This window comes from Streptomyces clavifer (assembly GCF_036345975.1).
Taxonomy (GTDB): Bacteria; Actinomycetota; Actinomycetes; order Streptomycetales; family Streptomycetaceae; genus Streptomyces; species Streptomyces clavifer.
This window is the reverse complement of record NZ_CP107793.1, coordinates 1,096,834-1,116,987: the sequence shown is the minus strand read 5'-3', so window position 1 is coordinate 1,116,987 and position 20,154 is coordinate 1,096,834. Positions and strand designations below refer to the sequence as shown.

Below are 20,154 nucleotides of genomic sequence, written 5' to 3'. Positions count from 1 at the left end.
CATGAGCGCCGACTCCGTCCGGGACACCGCTCCCGGACCACCCCACGCTCCCGCCGACGCGGGTTCCTCGCGCTGGTACGACGCCGAAGCGGGCCCCGTGGTCCGTCCCTACGCGATGACCCGGGGACGTACGAGCAGTGCGTCCCGCCACCGACTCGACCTGATCGCGATCGTCGTCCCCGAACCCGCGGCCGACGATCCCGGCCGGGACCAGACGCTCTCCCCGGAACACGTGGAGATCGTCGAACTGTGCAGCGACATGCCCCAGTCCATCGCCGAGCTCGCCTCAGGACTTGACCTCCCCGTCGGGGTGGTCCGCGTACTGGTCGGTGACCTCGTCGAGGACGAACTGGTGCATGTCACCCGTCCCGTTCCGCCGGCCGAGCTGCCGGACGTGAACATTCTTCGCGAGGTGATCAATGGCCTTCGGGCGCTCTAGCCGCAGCAAGCGGCCCGTTGAGCCCGTTACCCTGAAAATCCTGGTGGCGGGCGGCTTCGGTGTGGGCAAGACGACCCTGGTGGGGGCGGTCAGCGAGATCAGACCGCTGCGCACCGAGGAACGACTGAGCGAGGCCGGCCGTCCCGTGGACGACCTCGCCGGAGTCGAGGGCAAGGACACCACCACGGTGGCGATGGACTTCGGGCGGATCACCCTGCGCGAGGACCTGGTGCTCTACCTGTTCGGGACACCCGGCCAGGACCGTTTCTGGTTCCTCTGGGACGAGCTGGCCCAGGGCGCCCTGGGGGCGGTGGTCCTCGCGGACACCCGGAGGCTGGAGGACTGCTTCGCGGCGGTCGACTACTTCGAGCGCCGAGGTATCCCGTTCACCGTCGCCGTCAACCTCTTCGAGGGGGCCGGACAGTTCCCCACGGAGACGGTCCGGGCGGCGCTCGACCTCGATCCCGAGGTGCCGGTGCTGCTCTGCGACGCACGCGACCGCTCGTCCGTACGGGATGTGCTGGTCGCGGTCGTCGAGCACGCCCTGGCGCGTGCCGGCCTAAGCCCGGAGCCCGCCAGGACCTGAGGACGACGACAGCGCCCGGACACGGCCCGTACCCCCGCCGACCGGGGTAGGGGCCGCGTCCGGTGCGGACCGGTTACGGCCGCGGGAGGAGTCTTCACCCGCCGTGACGGACCGTCAAGACTGTGCGCGGCCCCGTGTCACCGGGGGTTCTCGGCGAGCCACTCGGCCGCCGTCCGGGCCAGCTCCCCGTCCCGCCCGGCGAGCATCATCCGGATCATCTGCACATCGCCGCGCAGCGACCAGGCGGGGTGCCCGAACGTCGCCGGGTTGTTCTTCTCGATGAGGAAGTGCGCCGGCCAGGCCGCCCCGTACCCGATCAGCGGCAACGCCGCGGCGTACCGCTTCCGGCCGCGTGCCAGCCCGTAGACGGTGACCGCGACACCCGTCAGCGTGCCGGTCAGATGGACCCACCTGGTCGCCGCCCTGGAGTGCATGGCGACGTAGTAGGGCCAGAACTCTTCGTAGGAATCGAACGTCTGCTGAGACATAGAGGCACCGTAATGGCTCGGTCGGCAACCGGACACGGCAGTTCCGCGTCCGATAAGAAGAACGGGCGGCCGGAGCCCACGGGGGTGGTCCCGGTCGCCCGTTCGGCGTTCCGCCCGGCGGTCAGTGGCCGGCGACGGATCGCCTGGCCACCGGGAAGTCGAAGAAGGTGTCCGGGAAGGGCTCCGGCTTGTAGGTGAAGTGCCACCACTCCTCGGCCAGGTTCACGAAACCGAGTCCGGTGAGCGTCGCCCTGAGGAACTGCCGGTTGGCCCGCTGCACCCCCTGCACCCGCGGGTCGTCCGTGTGCGACAGGGTGTCGAAACAGTCGTAACCCGTACCCATGTCCACCGAACTGTCCGGGAAGCGCTGGTCCTTCGGCGCATAGCACGGAGCCAGGTCCTCACCCGGCACGTACGGCCTCGTGGGCAGCGCGGGCAGCTTCACCAGTGTCAGGTCCACGGTGCTGCCCCGGCTGTGACCGGACTTCTCCGCGATGTAACCGTCCTCGAACAGACGCGTCTTGTCGACGAGCGGATAGAACTCGTCCTTCATGGTCTGGTCGTCGAGGTCCTTCGCCCAGCGGACGAAGTGGTCCACCGCCCGCTGCGGCCGGTAGCAGTCGTAGACCTTGAGCGAGTAGCCCTGGCGCAGGAGGCCCCGCTGCGCCGTACGCAGCGCGAGGGCCGCGGGGCGGGTCAGGATGCAGACGGGCTGCCGGTACCCGTCCACCGCCTCGCCCATGAAGGTGTGCGCGGTGGTGTACCGCATCTCCGTGATGATCGTCGGATCGACGGAGCGCAGGTCGACGAACTCCGGGGGAGCCTTCGGTTCGGGTTCGGCCCGCGCCGCCGGCGAGACGGCGGTCACGGCGAGCAGGGCGGCGGCAGCGGTGGCCAGGGCGCGGAGCGCGAGAGTCATTCCTGTCATGGGCACATCGTCTATCAGCTCCGGGGCCGCAGGAGAAGAGTGATCGGATACAGTCCGCCCCGTGAAGGACTCCCACTGCGGCGGCTGCGGAGCCCCGTACTCCGCCGTCCCGTCCGCACCCCCACCCTGGCCGCGCACCTGTGCCTCCTGCGGGCACACCGCCTACCGCAACCCGCTGCCGGTCGCCGTCGCCCTGCTGCCCGTGACCGGCGGGGGCGACACGGGACTCGTCGTCATCACCCGCACCGTCCCGCCGCGCACGGGCGGTATCGCGCTCCCCGGCGGGTACGTCGACCACACCGAGGACTGGCGCCACGCGGTCGTCCGCGAACTGTGCGAGGAGACCGGCATCAGGGCCGAGGAGACGGACGTACGTCTCGCCGAGGCCCTGAGCTCCCCGGACGGCCACCTCCTCCTCTTCGGCCTCCTGCCGCCCCGCCCCGCAGAAGACCTCCCGCCCTCCGTACCCACCGACGAGACCGAGGGATACGCCGTACTGCGCACCCCGGACGAACTCGCCTTCCCCCTGCACACCCAGGCCGTGCGCTCCTGGTTCGCCGGCCGCTACCGCTGACCCGGCAGCCCCCGCACCCGCACCGGATACGCCACCCGCCCCTCCTCGCCCTCCCGCTCGACCACCACGCGCCCGTCCGCGACGCGCGACGTGTACCGCTCGACCTCCGCCCGTGCCCACCCGTCGCCGGCGTCCCGCACGACGAGCCCGCCCCCGCTGCGGCCGGCCGCCGGAGCCCACACCTCCAGCTCGAGACCCCCGTCCGCGCCCCGCACCGGGATCACCGCACCCGCCCGGGCCAGCACCGGGATCCGGGACAGCGGCGCATCCATCAGCACCTGCCCCGGCCCCTCGTACGCCGCCCCGGTCGCCGTGTCGTACCAGCGCCCCCGCGGCAGCCGCACCGCCCTGCGGTCCGCCCCGTGCTCCATCACCGGAGCCACGAGCAGCGAGTCGCCCAACAGGAACGCGTCCTCGCACTCCCGCAGCGCCCGGTCCGCGGACGCGCCCCACCACATCGGCCGGACGTACGGAGCACCCGTCAGCCGGGCCAGCTGCGCCAGCGTCACGAAATACGGCCGCAGCCGCTCCCGCTCCTCCAGCGCCGCCCTCGCGTGCGCGAGCACCTCCGGCCCGAACTCCCACGGCTCCCGCCGCCCCGCGTCGATGGCCGCATGGGTCCGGAACAACGGCAGGTAGGCACCCAGCTGGAACCAGCGCAGATACAGCTCGGGCGAAGGGAACCCGTCGAAACCGCCCACGTCCGGACCCGAGTACGGCACCCCACAGAGTCCGAGACCCAGCACCAGGGCCAGCGAGGCCCGCATCCCCGGCCACCCCGTGGCCACGTCCCCGGACCAGGTGCCCCCGTACCGCTGCATCCCCGCCCAACCGGAACGGGAGAAGAGGAACGGTCGTTCCTGGGGCCGCAGCCTGAGCAGCCCCTCGTACCCGGCCCGTGCCATCGCGAGACCGTATACGTTGTGGGCCTCGCGATGGTCCCCGCCACGGCCCTCCAGCGCGTGCCGGGCCGAACGCGGCAGCGAGGGGTCGCCGAACGCCGAGAACGCCACGGGCTCGTTCATGTCGTGCCACACCCCGGAGAACCCCTGCGACAGCCGCTCCTCGTACAGGGCCCCCCACCACTCCCGCACCAGCGGATCGGTGAAGTCCGGATAGACGCACTCGCCCGGCCACACCTCACCGAGCACCGGGCGGCCCCGCGGATCCCGGACGAACGCCCCCGCGTCGCCGACCTCCCGGCCGCTGTCGAACACCGCGTTCCCCGCGGACGCCTTCACCGCCGGATCGACGATCGACACCAGCCGCACCCCGTCCTCGCGCAACTCCTTCGCCAGCCCGGGCAGATCGGGGAACCGCTCACGGTCCACGGTGAACACCCGATGCGCGTCGAAGTGGTCGATGTCCAGGTGCAGCACCGACAGCGGCAGCCCCCGCTCCCGGTACCCCGCCACGATCCGCCGCACCTCCGCCTCGCTGCCGAAACCCCACCGGGCGTGCTGCGGACCCAACGCCCACGACGGCGGCAGCGCGGGCGCACCGCTCAGCGCCGTCCAGCCCTGCAGCACCCTGGCCGGCGTCCCCGCGACCACCCAGCAGCGGAGCGGACCGCCCTCCATCCGCACCTCGCAGGTCCCCGGCCGGTCATGGCCGGACCCCGCACCCTCCTCACCCTCCCGGAGCGTCACCCGCCCCGCCCACGTGTTGTCGTGGAACGCCAGATGAGTCCCCGCGTCCGACACCACCACCTGCACCGGCATCGTCAGGTACAGCGGGTCGTCCCCGGGACCGAAACGCCCGCCCGGATCCGTGTTCCACAACCTGTACGTGCCGCCGCGCAGCCGCGGCCCGCCGGCCCGCCCGCCCAGCCCGAAGAACCGCGCGTCAGCCGGCACCTCGGACCGCTGCACCCACCGTGCGGCACCCCCGCCCACCGGCTCCCACCAGCGCGGCGGCAGCTCCCGGCGCAGCACCACACCGCCCGGCGTACGCAGTTCCACCGCCCCGTGCCGCGACACCACCACCGTCAGCCGCTCCGACACCACCTGCCATCCGCCGTTCTTGTCGGGCTCCAGCACCGCCCGCGGATCCGGCTCGGGCGCGGCGCCCGGCAGTGCGTACGAGGGCAGCGGCTCCGCACCGTCCCACGACCAGAACACCGCACCGCCGACGGACACACGGATGAGCAACTCCGAACGGGCGAACTTCACCACGCCCCCGCCCGGCCCGGGCTCGGCACTCACCAGCAGGCCCGGCACCCGTGCCCGCTCCGCCCCACGCGGAGCCGGTATCCGCGCGTCCGCACGCTGCCGTCGCCAGGCCGCACGCACCATGCGCAGCCCCTGCACCGAACCGACCATCTTCACCGAACGCACCAGGTCACGACCATCCATGCAGGCCACCCTGCCACCCGCCCGGCCGCGAGCAGGGTTCGTTCAGCTGCCGTTCACCTGTGGTCCGACCACACAGCGGCGCACACGACCATGTCCGGCCGACCCTGGTGCGAAGGACGATCACATGGCATCGTCCGTGGATGCCGCTCACGCGCACACCCCAGCACGTGCGCGCGACACACGCACACCCCGCGTACCCGAAAGGCCAGGGAGCCCCCATGACCTCAGAAGCCGGCGAAGCCCCCCTCTGGCAGCCCGCCCCCGAACGCATCGAGGCCGCGGCCGTCACCCGCTTCCAGCGCTGGGCGGCCGAGCGGTACGGAGCACCCGCCGACGGCGGCTACCCGGCGCTGCACCGCTGGTCCGTCGACGAGCTGGACACCTTCTGGCAGGCCGTCGCCGACTGGTTCGACGTACGCTTCTCCACCCCGTACGAGACCGTCATCGGCGACCGCACCATGCCCGGTACCCAGTGGTTCCCCGGCTCCACCCTCAACTACGCCGAACACGCCCTGCGCACCGCGGAAGACCCCCTGCGCGCGGAAGCCCCGGCCCTGCTGTACGTCGACGAGACCCATACGCAGGTCCCCGTCGGGTGGTCCGAACTCCGCCGCCAGGTAGGTTCGCTGGCCGCCGAACTCCGCGCGCTCGGCGTCACCCCCGGCGACCGGGTCAGCGGTTACCTCCCCAACATCCCGCAGGCGGTCGTCGCCTTCCTCGCGACCGCGGCGGTCGGGGGAGTCTGGACCTCCTGCGCCCCGGACTTCGGCGCCCGCAGCGTCCTCGACCGCTTCCAGCAGGTGGAACCCGTCGTCCTGTTCACCGTCGACGGCTACCGCTACGGCGGCAAGGAGCACGACCGCACCGCGGCCGTGGCCGAACTCCGCCGCGAACTCCCCACCCTGCGCGCGGTCGTCCACATCCCGCTGCTCGGCACCGACACGCCCGAGGGCGCCCTCGCATGGTCCGCCCTCACCGCCGCCGACACCGAACCCGTCTTCGAGCAGGTGCCCTTCGACCACCCGCTCTGGGTGCTCTACTCCTCCGGAACCACCGGCCTCCCGAAGGCGATCGTGCAGTCCCAGGGGGGCATCCTCCTGGAGCACTTCAAGCAGATCGGCCTGCACTGCGACCTCGGCCCGGAGGACCGCTTCTTCTGGTACACCTCCACCGGCTGGATGATGTGGAACTTCCTCGTCTCCGGCCTGCTCACCGGCACCACGGTCGTCCTGTACGACGGCAGCCCCGGCCACCCGGACATCAGCGCCCAGTGGCGTGTCGCCGAACAGACCGGGGCGACCCTCTTCGGCACCTCGGCGGCCTACGTCATGGCCTGCCGCAAGGCGGGCATCCACCCCGGCCGCGACCACGACCTCAGCCGCGTCCAGTGCGTCGCCACCACCGGGTCCCCGCTCCCGCCCGACGGCTTCCGCTGGCTCCACGACGAAGTCGCCGAGGACCTCTGGATCGCCTCCGTCAGCGGCGGCACGGACGTCTGCAGCTGCTTCGCCGGCGCGGTCCCGACCCTGCCGGTCCACATCGGCGAACTGCAGGCCCCCTGCCTCGGCACCGACCTCCAGGCATGGGACCCCGCGGGCAGACCGCTGACCGGCGAGGTCGGCGAGCTGGTCGTCACCGCCCCCCTGCCCTCGATGCCGGTCCGCTTCTGGAACGACCCCGACGGCAGCCGCTACCACGACAGCTACTTCGACATGTATCCCGGCGTCTGGCGCCACGGGGACTGGATCACCCTCACCGACCACGGCTCGGTCATCATCCACGGCCGCTCCGACTCCACCCTCAACAGACAGGGGGTACGGATGGGTTCCGCCGACATCTACGAGGCGGTCGAGCGGCTCCCCGAGATCCGGGAGTCCCTCGTCATCGGCATCGAGGAACCCGACGGCGGCTACTGGATGCCGCTCTTCGTCCACCTCGCCGAAGGAGCCGTGCTCGACGACGGCCTCCGCGACCGCATCAAACGGACCATCCGCGAGAACCTGTCCCCACGCCACGTCCCGGACGAGGTCATCGCAGTGCCGGGCGTCCCGCACACCCTCACCGGCAAACGCATCGAGGTCCCGGTCAAGCGCCTGCTCCAGGGGACGGCCCTGGCCAAGGCGGTCAATCCCGGCTCCGTCGACAACCTCGAACTCCTCCACTTCTACGAGGACCTCGCCCGAAAGCGCCGCTGACCGGCCGCAGGCGCACCGTTGTCAGTCCCCCTGATTACTCTGAGTGAGCATTGTTCGACGTGGGCATTGTTCGACAGGGCACAGGGGGACTCATGGCGCACATCAAGCAGACGAAGCGCGGCCGGCACCGTTCCGGCACATCCATGCGGCGCGCACTGCGCCGCGAAGCGTCCAGCACCGTCGGCCTCCTGGTCGACGCCGAGGACTTCGCGGTGATGCGCCACTACCGGAGCTTCGTCTTCGACGACCACTCCGTCTACCTCCGGCAGATCGAAGGACTGCTCAGGACGCTCGCCGCGCAGGGCATGCACACCACGGTCGCCCTCTTCGACCCGGAGGACTACGCGGAGTTCTGCACCGAGGCCGGCCTCGATCCGCATGATCTCGCCAGCCGCAGCCGCTTCGTCGCGGACATCGCGTCCGCCGGCGCCACCGTGGCGTACACCGGCCAGCCCCTCGACTCGCTGATCCCGCTCCTGGTCTCCCGAGCCGTCCGGCGCGCGACCTGGGAGTACGCCACGATGCTCCTCGCCGGCCTCGGGGACTGTGCCGACTGCGGGCAGGACGTCGGCCGCGCCGCCTTCGACCGGGCCTCCCACCTGCTGACGCGCCTGCTGGAGTCGGCGGGACCGGGCACGCACCACGTGGTCTGCAGCACCCCCACGGAGGACGAACAGCTCATCGCCGTCGTCCACACCGAGCGGGACGCCGACGGCCCGGTCCGGCTCGGCTCGTCGGAGGGAACGGAGTTCGTCACCGTGCTCGCCGTGGGCGTCGCCCTCGAGACCCGGGGCGGCCTCGTCCTGCGCACCACGGCGCCGGACGGTCCGGACCGCGTGCACGGCTGGCGCCTGGTGCGCGGCGGACTCGTCCCGCTCACCGCGGGCGAGGTCTTCAGCGCCTACTGCACCGACGCCGACACGGGCGAACCCGTCTCTCCCGAGTCCGGCGTCGAGTACCGCGCGGGCTTCGACATCGGGGCGGAGGAGCCGGAGACGCACCACTGACAGAGCGAGGGGGTTCCCGTCGGCCGCAACCGACGGGAACCCCCTGCACCTCTCCCGCTCACACGCGCCCGTGCACGCCCGGAGACGTCACTCGCCGGACAGCACCGCCTGCGCGGCGACCCGCGCCTCCTCGGCGGAGTCCGCCGCACGCGCGGCGGAGGCCGCACGCTCGCACTGAGCGAGCGTGTGCTTCGCCAGCGTCGCGCGCACGTAGGGAATCGACGCGGCCCCCATCGACAGCGAGGTGACCCCCAGACCGGTCAGCACACAGGCGAGCAGGGGGTCCGCAGCAGCCTCACCGCAGACACCACAGCTCTTCCCCTCGGCCCTCGCGGCCTCCGCCGACAGCGCGACGAGGTCCAGCAGCGCCGGCTGCCACGGGTCCTGCAGCCGGGACACGGCACCCACCTGACGGTCGGCGGCGAAGGTGTACTGCGCGAGGTCGTTGGTACCCAGCGAGAGGAACTCCACCTCCTGCAGGATCGATCGCGCCCTCAGCGCGGCTGACGGAATCTCCACCATCGCACCGAACTTGGCCTGCAGGCCCGCCTCACGGCAGGCGTCCGCGAAGGCCTTGGCGTCGGCACGGTCGGCCACCATCGGTGCCATGACCTCGAGGTAGACGGGCAGGCCCTCGACCGCCCTGGACAGAGCCGTCAGCTGGGTCCGCAGCACATCGGGGTGGTCCAGCAGGCTGCGCAGCCCGCGGACACCCAGGGCCGGGTTCGGCTCGTCCGCCGGAGTCAGGAACTCCAGCGGCTTGTCCGCACCCGCGTCGAGCACCCGCACGACCACGCGACCTTCGGGGAACGCCTCGAGCACCGCGCGGTACGCCGCGACCTGCTTCTCCTCGGACGGCGCCTGCTTGCTGTCGTCCAGGAACAGGAACTCCGTACGGAACAGCCCGACACCCTCGGCGCCGGCCTCCAGAGCCGCGGGCACGTCGGCGGGGCCGCCGACGTTGGCGAGCAGCGGCACCTTGTGTCCGTCGGACGTGGCACCGGGACCGGTCGTGGCCGACAGCGCGGCCCTGCGGGCCGCCGCGGCGCTCTCCATCTCGGCGCGCTTCTCCTCGCTCGGCTCGACGAAGATCTCACCGGTGCTGCCGTCGACCGCGACGACGGTGCCCTCGGCGATCTCGCCGGCTCCGGGGAGGGCCACTACGGCGGGTACTCCGAGCGCCCGCGCCAGGATCGCGCTGTGGCTGGTCGGTCCGCCTTCCTCGGTGACGAACCCGAGGACCAGCGTCGGGTCGAGCAGCGCGGTGTCGGCCGGGGCCAGGTCCCGCGCGATCAGCACGTACGGCTCATCGCTGTCCGGCACACCCGGCATCGGAACGCCGAGCAGTCGCGCCACGATGCGGTTGCGCACGTCGTCGAGGTCGGCGACGCGTCCCGCCAGGTACTCCCCGGCGTTGGCCAGCAGGGCCCGGTAAGAGGCGAACGCGTCGTACACGGCACGCTCCGCGGTGCTGCCGACCGCGATACGGCGATCCACATCGGCCATCAGCTCGGGGTCCTGCGCCATCATGGCCTGTGCCTCGAGGACGTGCTGGGCCTCGCCCCCCGCCAGGTTGCCGCGCGCGATCAGGTCGGCGGCGACAGCTTCCACGGCCTGGCGGGCACGCCCCTGTTCGCGCTCGGCCTCCTCCGCGGGAATCTGTTTTGCGGGCGGCTCCAGTACGGCCGTACCCATGTGCCGAACTTCGCCGATCGCCACTCCGTGGCTCACGCCGACGCCTCGCAGCGTTGTCTCCATTTGACCCGTCTCCGATTGTGCGGCGGCCGTGCCACCGCGGTGGATACCCGACTGGCTGGTGCCCCTACTGGTGCGCCACTACTGCGCGGAGGCTGTCACTGCCAGCCGAAGAGCACGTCACCGACCTTCACGTCGCCGTCCTCGCGTACGTCGGAGAGGGAGTCCGCGGTGGCTTCGAGGGCCACGACCGGACAGATGGCCGACTTGCCGGCCGCCTCGACAGCGGCGGGGTTCCAGCGCACGATGCCCTGACCGCGGGTCACCGTGTCCCCCTTGTTCACGAGGAGCTCGAAGCCCTCGCCGTTGAGCTGCACGGTGTCGATCCCGAGGTGGGTCAGCACACCGTGTCCCTGGTCGTCCACGACGACGAAGGCGTGGGGGTGGAGGGAGACGATGATGCCGTCGACCGGTGAGACGGCCTCGGACGGCTCGCGCACGGGGTCGATGGCGGTACCAGGACCCACCATCGCGCCGGAGAACACCGGGTCGGGAACCGCGGTGAGCCCGATGGCGCGGCCGGCAAGAGGGGACGTCACTGTGGTCATGGGAGCCTCCCAGGGGTGGAGATTCGTATGTCGCCGCCGTGGCTGATGAAGGACGGCGTACTGATCAGCAGCGTAAGTCATATGAAGTCCCGGTTCCGCCCGAGAGCTACCGGTTGGCGGCCCTAGGGGTGCACCGGCAACGATTTGCCTCGCCTCACAGCGACCTGTACTGTCGTACTCCTGCCTGGCCCCAACGCGACTTTGAGTCGGGGGTCGGCGGCGACTCTCAAGCCCAGACTGTAACTCTGATCTGCGCCCCTGTATGTCTGCAGGACGTGGTCAAGGGAATAGGAAAAGGCCTGGTAGAGTCGGACTCGCCGGAAAGGGAAACGCGAAAGCGAAGAACTGGAAAGCGTAAATCCTCTGCTCGCAGGGGGCCCGCTTCGACCGGGAATCGGACACGAAAGAGTCTGATAGAGTCGGAAACGCAAGAACGAAGGGAAGCGCCCGGAGGGCCCCGGTGAAACGGGACCGAAGGAAGCGTCCGTTCCTTGAGAACTCAACAGCGTGCCAAAAGTCAACGCCAAATTTGTTGATACCCCGGCCCACTTCGGTGGGTTGGTGGTTCCTTTGAAGTCCTACTGGCCCATGTGGCGGGTAGGTAACATCAGCGAGGACGCTGTGGATGACCAGCCCTATTCCGGTTGGTTGTCCCGCTCTTCTATGGTGTTCTCCCGATTACGGGAAAACATTCATGGAGAGTTTGATCCTGGCTCAGGACGAACGCTGGCGGCGTGCTTAACACATGCAAGTCGAACGATGAAGCCCTTCGGGGTGGATTAGTGGCGAACGGGTGAGTAACACGTGGGCAATCTGCCCTTCACTCTGGGACAAGCCCTGGAAACGGGGTCTAATACCGGATAACACTCTGTCCCTCATGGGGCGGGGTTAAAAGCTCCGGCGGTGAAGGATGAGCCCGCGGCCTATCAGCTTGTTGGTGGGGTAATGGCCTACCAAGGCGACGACGGGTAGCCGGCCTGAGAGGGCGACCGGCCACACTGGGACTGAGACACGGCCCAGACTCCTACGGGAGGCAGCAGTGGGGAATATTGCACAATGGGCGAAAGCCTGATGCAGCGACGCCGCGTGAGGGATGACGGCCTTCGGGTTGTAAACCTCTTTCAGCAGGGAAGAAGCGCAAGTGACGGTACCTGCAGAAGAAGCACCGGCTAACTACGTGCCAGCAGCCGCGGTAATACGTAGGGTGCGAGCGTTGTCCGGAATTATTGGGCGTAAAGAGCTCGTAGGCGGCTTGTCACGTCGGATGTGAAAGCTCGGGGCTTAACCCCGAGTCTGCATTCGATACGGGCTAGCTAGAGTGTGGTAGGGGAGATCGGAATTCCTGGTGTAGCGGTGAAATGCGCAGATATCAGGAGGAACACCGGTGGCGAAGGCGGATCTCTGGGCCATTACTGACGCTGAGGAGCGAAAGCGTGGGGAGCGAACAGGATTAGATACCCTGGTAGTCCACGCCGTAAACGTTGGGAACTAGGTGTTGGCGACATTCCACGTCGTCGGTGCCGCAGCTAACGCATTAAGTTCCCCGCCTGGGGAGTACGGCCGCAAGGCTAAAACTCAAAGGAATTGACGGGGGCCCGCACAAGCAGCGGAGCATGTGGCTTAATTCGACGCAACGCGAAGAACCTTACCAAGGCTTGACATATACCGGAAAGCATCAGAGATGGTGCCCCCCTTGTGGTCGGTATACAGGTGGTGCATGGCTGTCGTCAGCTCGTGTCGTGAGATGTTGGGTTAAGTCCCGCAACGAGCGCAACCCTTGTTCTGTGTTGCCAGCATGCCCTTCGGGGTGATGGGGACTCACAGGAGACTGCCGGGGTCAACTCGGAGGAAGGTGGGGACGACGTCAAGTCATCATGCCCCTTATGTCTTGGGCTGCACACGTGCTACAATGGCCGGTACAATGAGCTGCGATGCCGCGAGGCGGAGCGAATCTCAAAAAGCCGGTCTCAGTTCGGATTGGGGTCTGCAACTCGACCCCATGAAGTCGGAGTTGCTAGTAATCGCAGATCAGCATTGCTGCGGTGAATACGTTCCCGGGCCTTGTACACACCGCCCGTCACGTCACGAAAGTCGGTAACACCCGAAGCCGGTGGCCCAACCCCTTGTGGGAGGGAGCTGTCGAAGGTGGGACTGGCGATTGGGACGAAGTCGTAACAAGGTAGCCGTACCGGAAGGTGCGGCTGGATCACCTCCTTTCTAAGGAGCATCTAGGTTTCCTTCGGGGAATCCAGAGACCATTACGTCGGCAAATGTTCGACGGTGGTTGCTCATGGGTGGAACGTTGACTATTCGGCACGATGAGCAAGTTGTTGTGAGTACTGCTTCGGCGTGGAAAACAGGGACGGGTTGATCGGGTCGGGCACGCTGTTGGGTATCTGAAGGTACGGGCTCGTTGAGTCACGATCTTCGGTTGCTGGCCCCAGTGAACTCGTTCTCAGGAACGGGGTGATGGGTGGCTGGTCGTTGTTTGAGAACTGCACAGTGGACGCGAGCATCTGTGGCCAAGTTTTTAAGGGCGCACGGTGGATGCCTTGGCACCAGGAACCGATGAAGGACGTGGGAGGCCACGATAGTCCCCGGGGAGCTGTCAACCAAGCTTTGATCCGGGGGTTTCCGAATGGGGAAACCCGGCAGTCGTCATGGGCTGTCACCCGCTGCTGAACACATAGGCAGTGTGGAGGGAACGCGGGGAAGTGAAACATCTCAGTACCCGCAGGAAGAGAAAACAACCGTGATTCCGGGAGTAGTGGCGAGCGAAACCGGATGAGGCCAAACCGTATGTGTGTGATACCCGGCAGGGGTTGCGCATACGGGGTTGTGGGATCTCTTTTTCATAGTCTGCCGACTGTGAGACGAGTCAGAAACCGTTGGTGTAGGCGAAGGACATGCGAAAGGTCCGGCGTAGAGGGTAAGACCCCCGTAGCTGAAACATCAACGGCTCGTTTAAGAGACACCCAAGTAGCACGGGGCCCGAGAAATCCCGTGTGAATCTGGCGGGACCACCCGCTAAGCCTAAATATTCCCTGGTGACCGATAGCGGATAGTACCGTGAGGGAATGGTGAAAAGTACCGCGGGAGCGGAGTGAAATAGTACCTGAAACCGTGTGCCTACAAGCCGTGGGAGCGTCGCTGTATGTGCTTCGCAACATGCAGTCGTGACTGCGTGCCTTTTGAAGAATGAGCCTGCGAGTTAGCGGTGTGTAGCGAGGTTAACCCGTGTGGGGAAGCCGTAGCGAAAGCGAGTCCGAATAGGGCGATTGAGTTGCACGCTCTAGACCCGAAGCGGAGTGATCTAGCCATGGGCAGGTTGAAGCGGAGGTAAGACTTCGTGGAGGACCGAACCCACCAGGGTTGAAAACCTGGGGGATGACCTGTGGTTAGGGGTGAAAGGCCAATCAAACTCCGTGATAGCTGGTTCTCCCCGAAATGCATTTAGGTGCAGCGTCGTGTGTTTCTTGCCGGAGGTAGAGCACTGGATAGGCGATGGGCCCTACCGGGTTACTGACCTTAGCCAAACTCCGAATGCCGGTAAGTGAGAGCACGGCAGTGAGACTGTGGGGGATAAGCTCCATGGTCGAGAGGGAAACAGCCCAGAGCATCGACTAAGGCCCCTAAGCGTACGCTAAGTGGGAAAGGATGTGGAGTCGCAGAGACAACCAGGAGGTTGGCTTAGAAGCAGCCACCCTTGAAAGAGTGCGTAATAGCTCACTGGTCAAGTGATTCCGCGCCGACAATGTAGCGGGGCTCAAGCGTACCGCCGAAGTCGTGTCATTCATACACATAGGGCCAACGCCCGTATGGATGGGTAGGGGAGCGTCGTGTGCCGGGTGAAGCAGCCGCGGAAGCGAGTTGTGGACGGTTCACGAGTGAGAATGCAGGCATGAGTAGCGATACACACGTGAGAAACGTGTGCGCCGATTGACTAAGGGTTCCTGGGTCAAGCTGATCTGCCCAGGGTAAGTCGGGACCTAAGGCGAGGCCGACAGGCGTAGTCGATGGACAACCGGTTGATATTCCGGTACCCGCTTTGAAACGCCCAATACTGAATCAGGCGATGCTAAGTCCGTGAAGCCGGCCCGATCTCTTCGGAGTTGAGGGTAGTGGTGGAGCCGATGAACCAGACTTGTACTAGGTAAGCGATGGGGTGACGCAGGAAGGTAGTCCAGCCCGGGCGGTGGTAGTCCCGGGGTAAGGGTGTAGGCCGTGTGGTAGGTAAATCCGTCACACATTAAGGCTGAGACCTGATGCCGAGCCGATTGTGGTGAAGTGGATGATCCTATGCTGTCGAGAAAAGCCTCTAGCGAGTTTCATGGCGGCCCGTACCCTAAACCGACTCAGGTAGTCAGGTAGAGAATACCGAGGCGTTCGGGTGAACTATGGTTAAGGAACTCGGCAAAATGCCCCCGTAACTTCGGGAGAAGGGGGGCCATCACTGGTGATCCGATTTACTCGGTGAGCTGGGGGTGGCCGCAGAGACCAGCGAGAAGCGACTGTTTACTAAAAACACAGGTCCGTGCGAAGCCGTAAGGCGATGTATACGGACTGACGCCTGCCCGGTGCTGGAACGTTAAGGGGACCGGTTAGTGCACTTTCGGGTGTGCGAAGCTGAGAACTTAAGCGCCAGTAAACGGCGGTGGTAACTATAACCATCCTAAGGTAGCGAAATTCCTTGTCGGGTAAGTTCCGACCTGCACGAATGGCGTAACGACTTCTCGACTGTCTCAACCATAGGCCCGGTGAAATTGCACTACGAGTAAAGATGCTCGTTTCGCGCAGCAGGACGGAAAGACCCCGGGACCTTTACTATAGTTTGATATTGGTGTTCGGTTCGGCTTGTGTAGGATAGGTGGGAGACTTTGAAGCGGCCACGCCAGTGGTTGTGGAGTCGTCGTTGAAATACCACTCTGGTCGTGCTGGATGTCTAACCTGGGTCCGTGATCCGGATCAGGGACAGTGTCTGATGGGTAGTTTAACTGGGGCGGTTGCCTCCTAAAGAGTAACGGAGGCGCCCAAAGGTTCCCTCAGCCTGGTTGGCAATCAGGTGTTGAGTGTAAGTGCACAAGGGAGCTTGACTGTGAGACCGACGGGTCGAGCAGGGACGAAAGTCGGGACTAGTGATCCGGCAGTGGCTTGTGGAAGCGCTGTCGCTCAACGGATAAAAGGTACCCCGGGGATAACAGGCTGATCTTCCCCAAGAGTCCATATCGACGGGATGGTTTGGCACCTCGATGTCGGCTCGTCGCATCCTGGGGCTGGAGTCGGTCCCAAGGGTTGGGCTGTTCGCCCATTAAAGCGGTACGCGAGCTGGGTTTAGAACGTCGTGAGACAGTTCGGTCCCTATCCGCTGTGCGCGTAGGAATATTGAGAAGGGCTGTCCCTAGTACGAGAGGACCGGGACGGACGAACCTCTGGTGTGCCAGTTGTCCTGCCAAGGGCATGGCTGGTTGGCTACGTTCGGAAAGGATAACCGCTGAAAGCATCTAAGCGGGAAGCCTGCTTCGAGATGAGTATTCCCACCACCTTGAGTGGTTAAGGCTCCCAGTAGACGACTGGGTTGATAGGCCAGATGTGGAAGCCCGGTAACGGGTGGAGCTGACTGGTACTAATAGGCCGAGGGCTTGTCCTCAGTTGCTCGCGTCCACTGTGTTAGTTCTGAAATAACGAACGGCCGTGTTTTCATCCGGTGTTGGTTAATTTCATAGTGTTTCGGTGGTCATTGCGTTAGGGAAACGCCCGGTTACATTCCGAACCCGGAAGCTAAGCCTTTCAGCGCCGATGGTACTGCAGGGGGGACCCTGTGGGAGAGTAGGACGCCGCCGAACAATTATTCCGGGAAAGCCCCGTGCCCTTGTGGCACGGGGCTTTTCTGCGTTCCGGAGCCGTTTCCCACACCCCTGTGCACCGGCTGCCGGCGACTGAGGGTAGGGTCAGGGGCATCATTGGCACGTTCTTCACAGGAGGCCCCCGGGTGGAGGTCCAGGAGACTCGAGTTCAGACGGACCGAGTACTCACCATCCCCAACATCCTCAGCATGGCTCGCCTCGTCGGCGTACCGCTCTTCCTGTGGCTGATCCTCCGCCCCGTGTTCGGCGGGCCCAACAGTGACAGCTGGGCGCTGCTGGTCCTGATGCTGAGCGGTATCAGTGACTACCTCGACGGCAAGCTCGCCCGCAGGTGGAATCAGATCAGCAGTCTCGGGCGACTCCTGGACCCGGCTGCCGACCGCCTCTACATCCTGTCCACGCTCGTCGGCCTCACCTGGCGCGAGATCCTGCCGCTCTGGCTGACCGCGGCGCTCCTGGCCCGCGAGCTGATGCTGCTCGTCATGGTGGGAATCCTTCGCCGGCACGGCTATCCGCCACCGCAGGTGAACTTCCTCGGCAAGGCTGCCACGTTCAACCTCATGTACGCCTTCCCCTTGTTGCTGCTCAGCGACGGAAGTGGTTGGCTTGCCACAACGGGCGCTATTTTCGGATGGGCGTTCGCCGGGTGGGGTACAACCCTCTACTGGTGGGCAGGGATTCTGTATGTGATCCAGGTCCGCCGGCTCGTCAAGGCGGATGAAGTAGCCGATTAGCCCGTCGGCGCGTGCTGTGCAGAGTCGCACGCCCGCAACGAATGCTCAGGTGTTTACCCCGACGGGTGAAGTCGGCTTGACCGTCGTCTCTTCAAGGAGGACGTTTCCGACATGAAGGCCGTCGTGATGGCAGGCGGTGAGGGCACCCGCCTTCGCCCCATGACCTCAAGCATGCCCAAGCCACTCCTGCCCGTGGCAAATCGGCCGATCATGGAGCATGTGCTGCGGCTGCTCAAACGGCATGGGCTCAACGAGACCGTGGTGACCGTCCAGTTCCTCGCCTCCCTCGTCAAGAATTATTTCGGCGACGGCGAAGAGCTCGGTATGGAGCTCACCTATGCCAATGAGGAGAAGCCACTCGGTACCGCGGGGAGCGTCAAGAACGCCGAAGAAGCTCTGAAGGACGACACGTTCCTGGTTATTTCCGGAGACGCCCTCACCGACTTCGACCTCACGGACCTCATCGCCTTCCACAAGGAGAAGGGCGGACTCGTCACGGTATGCCTGACGAGGGTCCCGAACCCCCTCGAATTCGGCATCACGATCGTCGACGAAGCGGGACAGGTCGAGCGCTTCCTGGAGAAGCCGACCTGGGGCCAGGTCTTCTCCGACACGGTGAACACGGGCATCTACGTCATGGAGCCCGAGGTCTTCGACTACGTCCAGGCCGACACCTCGGTGGACTGGTCCGGCGACGTGTTTCCGCAGCTCATGAAGGAGGGCAAGCCCATCTTCGGCTACATCGCCGAGGGTTACTGGGAAGACGTGGGCACCCACGAAAGCTACGTCAAGGCCCAGGCCGACGTGCTGGAACGCAAGGTGGACGTCGAGCTCGACGGATTCGAGATCTCCCCCGGCGTGTGGGTGGCCGAGGGAGCCGAGGTCCACCCGGACGCAGTGCTCCGTGGGCCTTTGTACATCGGGGACTACGCCAAGATCGAAGCCGGTGCCGAGATCCGCGAGCACAGCGTCGTCGGGTCGAATGTCGTCGTGAAATCCGGCGCGTTCCTGCACCGGGCGGTGGTGCACGACAACGTGTACATCGGTGATCACAGCAATCTGCGCGGCTGCGTGATCGGCAAGAACACCGACATCATGCGTGCGGCCCGGATCGAGGACGGCGCCGTCATCGGTGACGAGTGCCTGGTCGGCGAAGAATCGATCATTCAGGGCAATGTGCGGGTCTACCCGTTCAAGACCATCGAGGCCGGGGCGTTCGTCAACACCTCGGTGATCTGGGAATCGCGGGGTCAGGCACACCTGTTCGGAGCCCGCGGTGTCTCCGGAATCCTGAACGTCGAGATCACGCCCGAGCTCGCTGTCCGGCTGGCCGGGGCGTACGCGACGACGCTGAAGAAGGGCGCGACGGTCACCACGGCCCGTGACCACTCCCGCGGTGCGCGAGCTCTCAAGAGAGCGGTCATCTCGGCGCTGCAGGCCAGCGCCATCGACGTCCGGGACCTGGAGAACGTGCCGCTGCCCGTCGCCCGTCAGCAGACCGCGCGGGGCAGCGCCGGCGGCATCATGATCCGGACCTCTCCCGGGGTTCCGGACTCGGTCGACATCATGTTCTTCGACGAGCGGGGAGCCGACCTCTCCCAGGCCAGCCAGCGCAAGCTGGACCGGGTCTACGCACGCCAGGAGTACCGCAGGGCCTTCCCCGGGGAGATCGGCGACCTGCACTTCCCGTCGAGTGTCTTCGACTCCTACACGGGCTCCCTCCTGCGCAACGTCGACACCGCCGGCATCGCCGATGCGGGGCTCAAGGTGGTCGTGGACGCGTCCAACGGGAGTGCGGGGCTCGTCCTGCCCAGCCTGCTCGGACGGCTCGGCGTGGATGCGCTGACCATCAACCCGGGGCTCGACGAGTCGCGGCCCACCGAGACCGCCGAGGCCCGGCGGGCCGGACTGGTGCGGCTCGGAGAGATCGTGTCGTCCGCCCGGGCAGCGTTCGGGGTGCGGTTCGACCCCGTCGGTGAGCGGCTCTCGCTCGTCGACGAGAGGGGCCGCATCATCGAGGACGACCGGGCGTTGCTGGTCATGCTGGACCTCGTGGCGGCCGAGCGGCGGAGCGGGCGCGTGGCCCTGCCGGTGACGACCACACGTGTCGCCGAACAGGTCGCGGCGTACCACGGCACACAGGTCGAATGGACGACCACGTCCCCCGACGACCTGACGCGGGTGGGCCGGGAGGACACCACCATCTTCGGTGGTGACGGACGCGGTGGATTCATCATCCCCGAGTTCAGCAGTGTCTTCGACGGCGCCGCGGCCTTCGTCCGCCTCATCGGCCTGGTGGCCAGGACACAGCTCACGCTCAGCCAGATCGACGCCCGCATCCCGCGGGCCCACGTCCTGCGCCGCGACCTCGCGACGCCGTGGGCGGTCAAGGGGCTCGTCATGCGACGCGTGGTCGAGGCGGCGGGGGAGCGCAGCGTGGACACCACCGACGGTGTCCGGGTGGTCGAGACCGACGGCCGCTGGGTGATGGTGCTGCCCGACCCCTCGGAGGCCGTGACCCACCTGTGGGCCGAGGGCCCGGATGACGCCTCCGCGCAGGCACTGCTGGACGAATGGGCGGCGATCGTCGACAGCGCGGGCGACTGACCCCGAAGCGGGTGACCCGGAAGCCGGTACGCGGCGGCTTCCGGGTCACCGGTGGGGCCATTCGGCGGCAGCCTC

Annotated in this window: 12 protein-coding genes and 3 rRNA genes; 10 read left to right on the top strand and 5 right to left on the bottom strand. The window is 66.6% G+C overall.

The window, feature by feature from the left end; translation table 11 throughout:
- The first annotated feature begins 1 nt into the window (after position 1).
- Together OG927_RS04555 and OG927_RS04550 are read left to right on the top strand one after the other, a co-directional pair.
- Positions 2-439, top strand: coding sequence for a DUF742 domain-containing protein (locus OG927_RS04555; RefSeq protein ID WP_056787361.1), 438 nt, complete (start codon positions 2-4; stop codon positions 437-439).
- Positions 420-1,025, top strand: a complete 606-nt coding sequence (locus tag OG927_RS04550; RefSeq protein WP_056787365.1) for a GTP-binding protein — start codon at positions 420-422, stop codon at positions 1,023-1,025. Before OG927_RS04555 ends, OG927_RS04550 begins: the two co-directional genes overlap by 20 nt.
- 137 nt (positions 1,026-1,162) lie before the next feature.
- Here OG927_RS04550 and OG927_RS04545 read toward each other — a convergent pair whose 3' ends face one another.
- Together OG927_RS04545 and OG927_RS04540 are read right to left on the bottom strand one after the other, a co-directional pair.
- Entirely contained in the window at positions 1,163-1,513 is a 351-nt protein-coding gene (locus tag OG927_RS04545; RefSeq protein WP_056787368.1) for a DUF962 domain-containing protein, read from the bottom strand.
- A 121-nt stretch (positions 1,514-1,634) separates the two neighbouring features.
- Positions 1,635-2,432 (bottom strand): M15 family metallopeptidase, encoded by a 798-nt coding sequence (locus OG927_RS04540; RefSeq protein ID WP_388201478.1) that lies wholly within the window; start codon positions 2,430-2,432, stop codon positions 1,635-1,637.
- Between the two features lie 70 nt (positions 2,433-2,502).
- On the opposite strand from OG927_RS04540, the gene OG927_RS04535 reads away from it, so the two are divergent.
- Positions 2,503-3,015: an NUDIX domain-containing protein gene (locus tag OG927_RS04535; protein ID WP_330319748.1), complete on the top strand. Its 513-nt coding sequence runs from the start codon at positions 2,503-2,505 to the stop codon at positions 3,013-3,015.
- Here the strand turns inward: OG927_RS04535 and OG927_RS04530 are convergent.
- The gene (locus OG927_RS04530; RefSeq protein WP_330319747.1) at positions 3,006-5,369 is read right to left on the bottom strand and encodes a glycoside hydrolase family 31 protein; all 2,364 of its coding nucleotides are present in this window, start codon (positions 5,367-5,369) and stop codon (positions 3,006-3,008) included. The two genes, OG927_RS04535 and OG927_RS04530, sit on opposite strands and share 10 nt — an antisense overlap.
- 218 nt (positions 5,370-5,587) lie before the next feature.
- On the opposite strand from OG927_RS04530, the gene OG927_RS04525 reads away from it, so the two are divergent.
- Complete coding sequence (locus OG927_RS04525; protein ID WP_330319746.1) at positions 5,588-7,564, top strand: acetoacetate--CoA ligase; 1,977 nt, start codon at positions 5,588-5,590, stop codon at positions 7,562-7,564.
- A 92-nt stretch (positions 7,565-7,656) separates the two neighbouring features.
- A complete protein-coding gene (locus OG927_RS04520; protein ID WP_056787389.1) occupies positions 7,657-8,571 on the top strand; it encodes a hypothetical protein in 915 nt (304 codons plus the stop codon).
- Between the two features lie 87 nt (positions 8,572-8,658).
- Here OG927_RS04520 and ptsP read toward each other — a convergent pair whose 3' ends face one another.
- On the bottom strand, positions 8,659-10,329 hold the full coding sequence (ptsP, locus tag OG927_RS04515) for a phosphoenolpyruvate--protein phosphotransferase (RefSeq protein WP_056787393.1): 1,671 nt from the start codon (positions 10,327-10,329) through the stop codon (positions 8,659-8,661).
- A 95-nt stretch (positions 10,330-10,424) separates the two neighbouring features.
- Positions 10,425-10,874 carry a PTS sugar transporter subunit IIA gene (locus OG927_RS04510; protein ID WP_056787396.1) on the bottom strand — a complete coding sequence of 150 codons (450 nt, stop codon included), beginning with the start codon at positions 10,872-10,874 and terminating at the stop codon, positions 10,425-10,427.
- 691 nt (positions 10,875-11,565) lie between these two features.
- On the opposite strand from OG927_RS04510, the gene OG927_RS04505 reads away from it, so the two are divergent.
- The 5 genes from OG927_RS04505 (at position 11,566) to OG927_RS04485 (ending at position 20,079) form a co-directional block, all read left to right on the top strand.
- Positions 11,566-13,091, top strand: a 16S ribosomal RNA gene (locus OG927_RS04505).
- Between the two features lie 303 nt (positions 13,092-13,394).
- Positions 13,395-16,521 (top strand): 23S ribosomal RNA (locus OG927_RS04500).
- A 79-nt stretch (positions 16,522-16,600) separates the two neighbouring features.
- A 5S ribosomal RNA gene (gene rrf, locus OG927_RS04495) occupies positions 16,601-16,717 on the top strand.
- Together the 16S, 23S and 5S rRNA genes form the textbook arrangement of a ribosomal RNA operon.
- Before the next feature lie 146 nt (positions 16,718-16,863).
- Positions 16,864-17,472: a CDP-alcohol phosphatidyltransferase family protein gene (locus OG927_RS04490; protein ID WP_056795954.1), complete on the top strand. Its 609-nt coding sequence runs from the start codon at positions 16,864-16,866 to the stop codon at positions 17,470-17,472.
- Between the two features lie 111 nt (positions 17,473-17,583).
- On the top strand, positions 17,584-20,079 hold the full coding sequence (locus OG927_RS04485; RefSeq protein WP_056795952.1) for a mannose-1-phosphate guanyltransferase: 2,496 nt from the start codon (positions 17,584-17,586) through the stop codon (positions 20,077-20,079).
- Positions 20,080-20,154 lie beyond the last annotated feature (75 nt).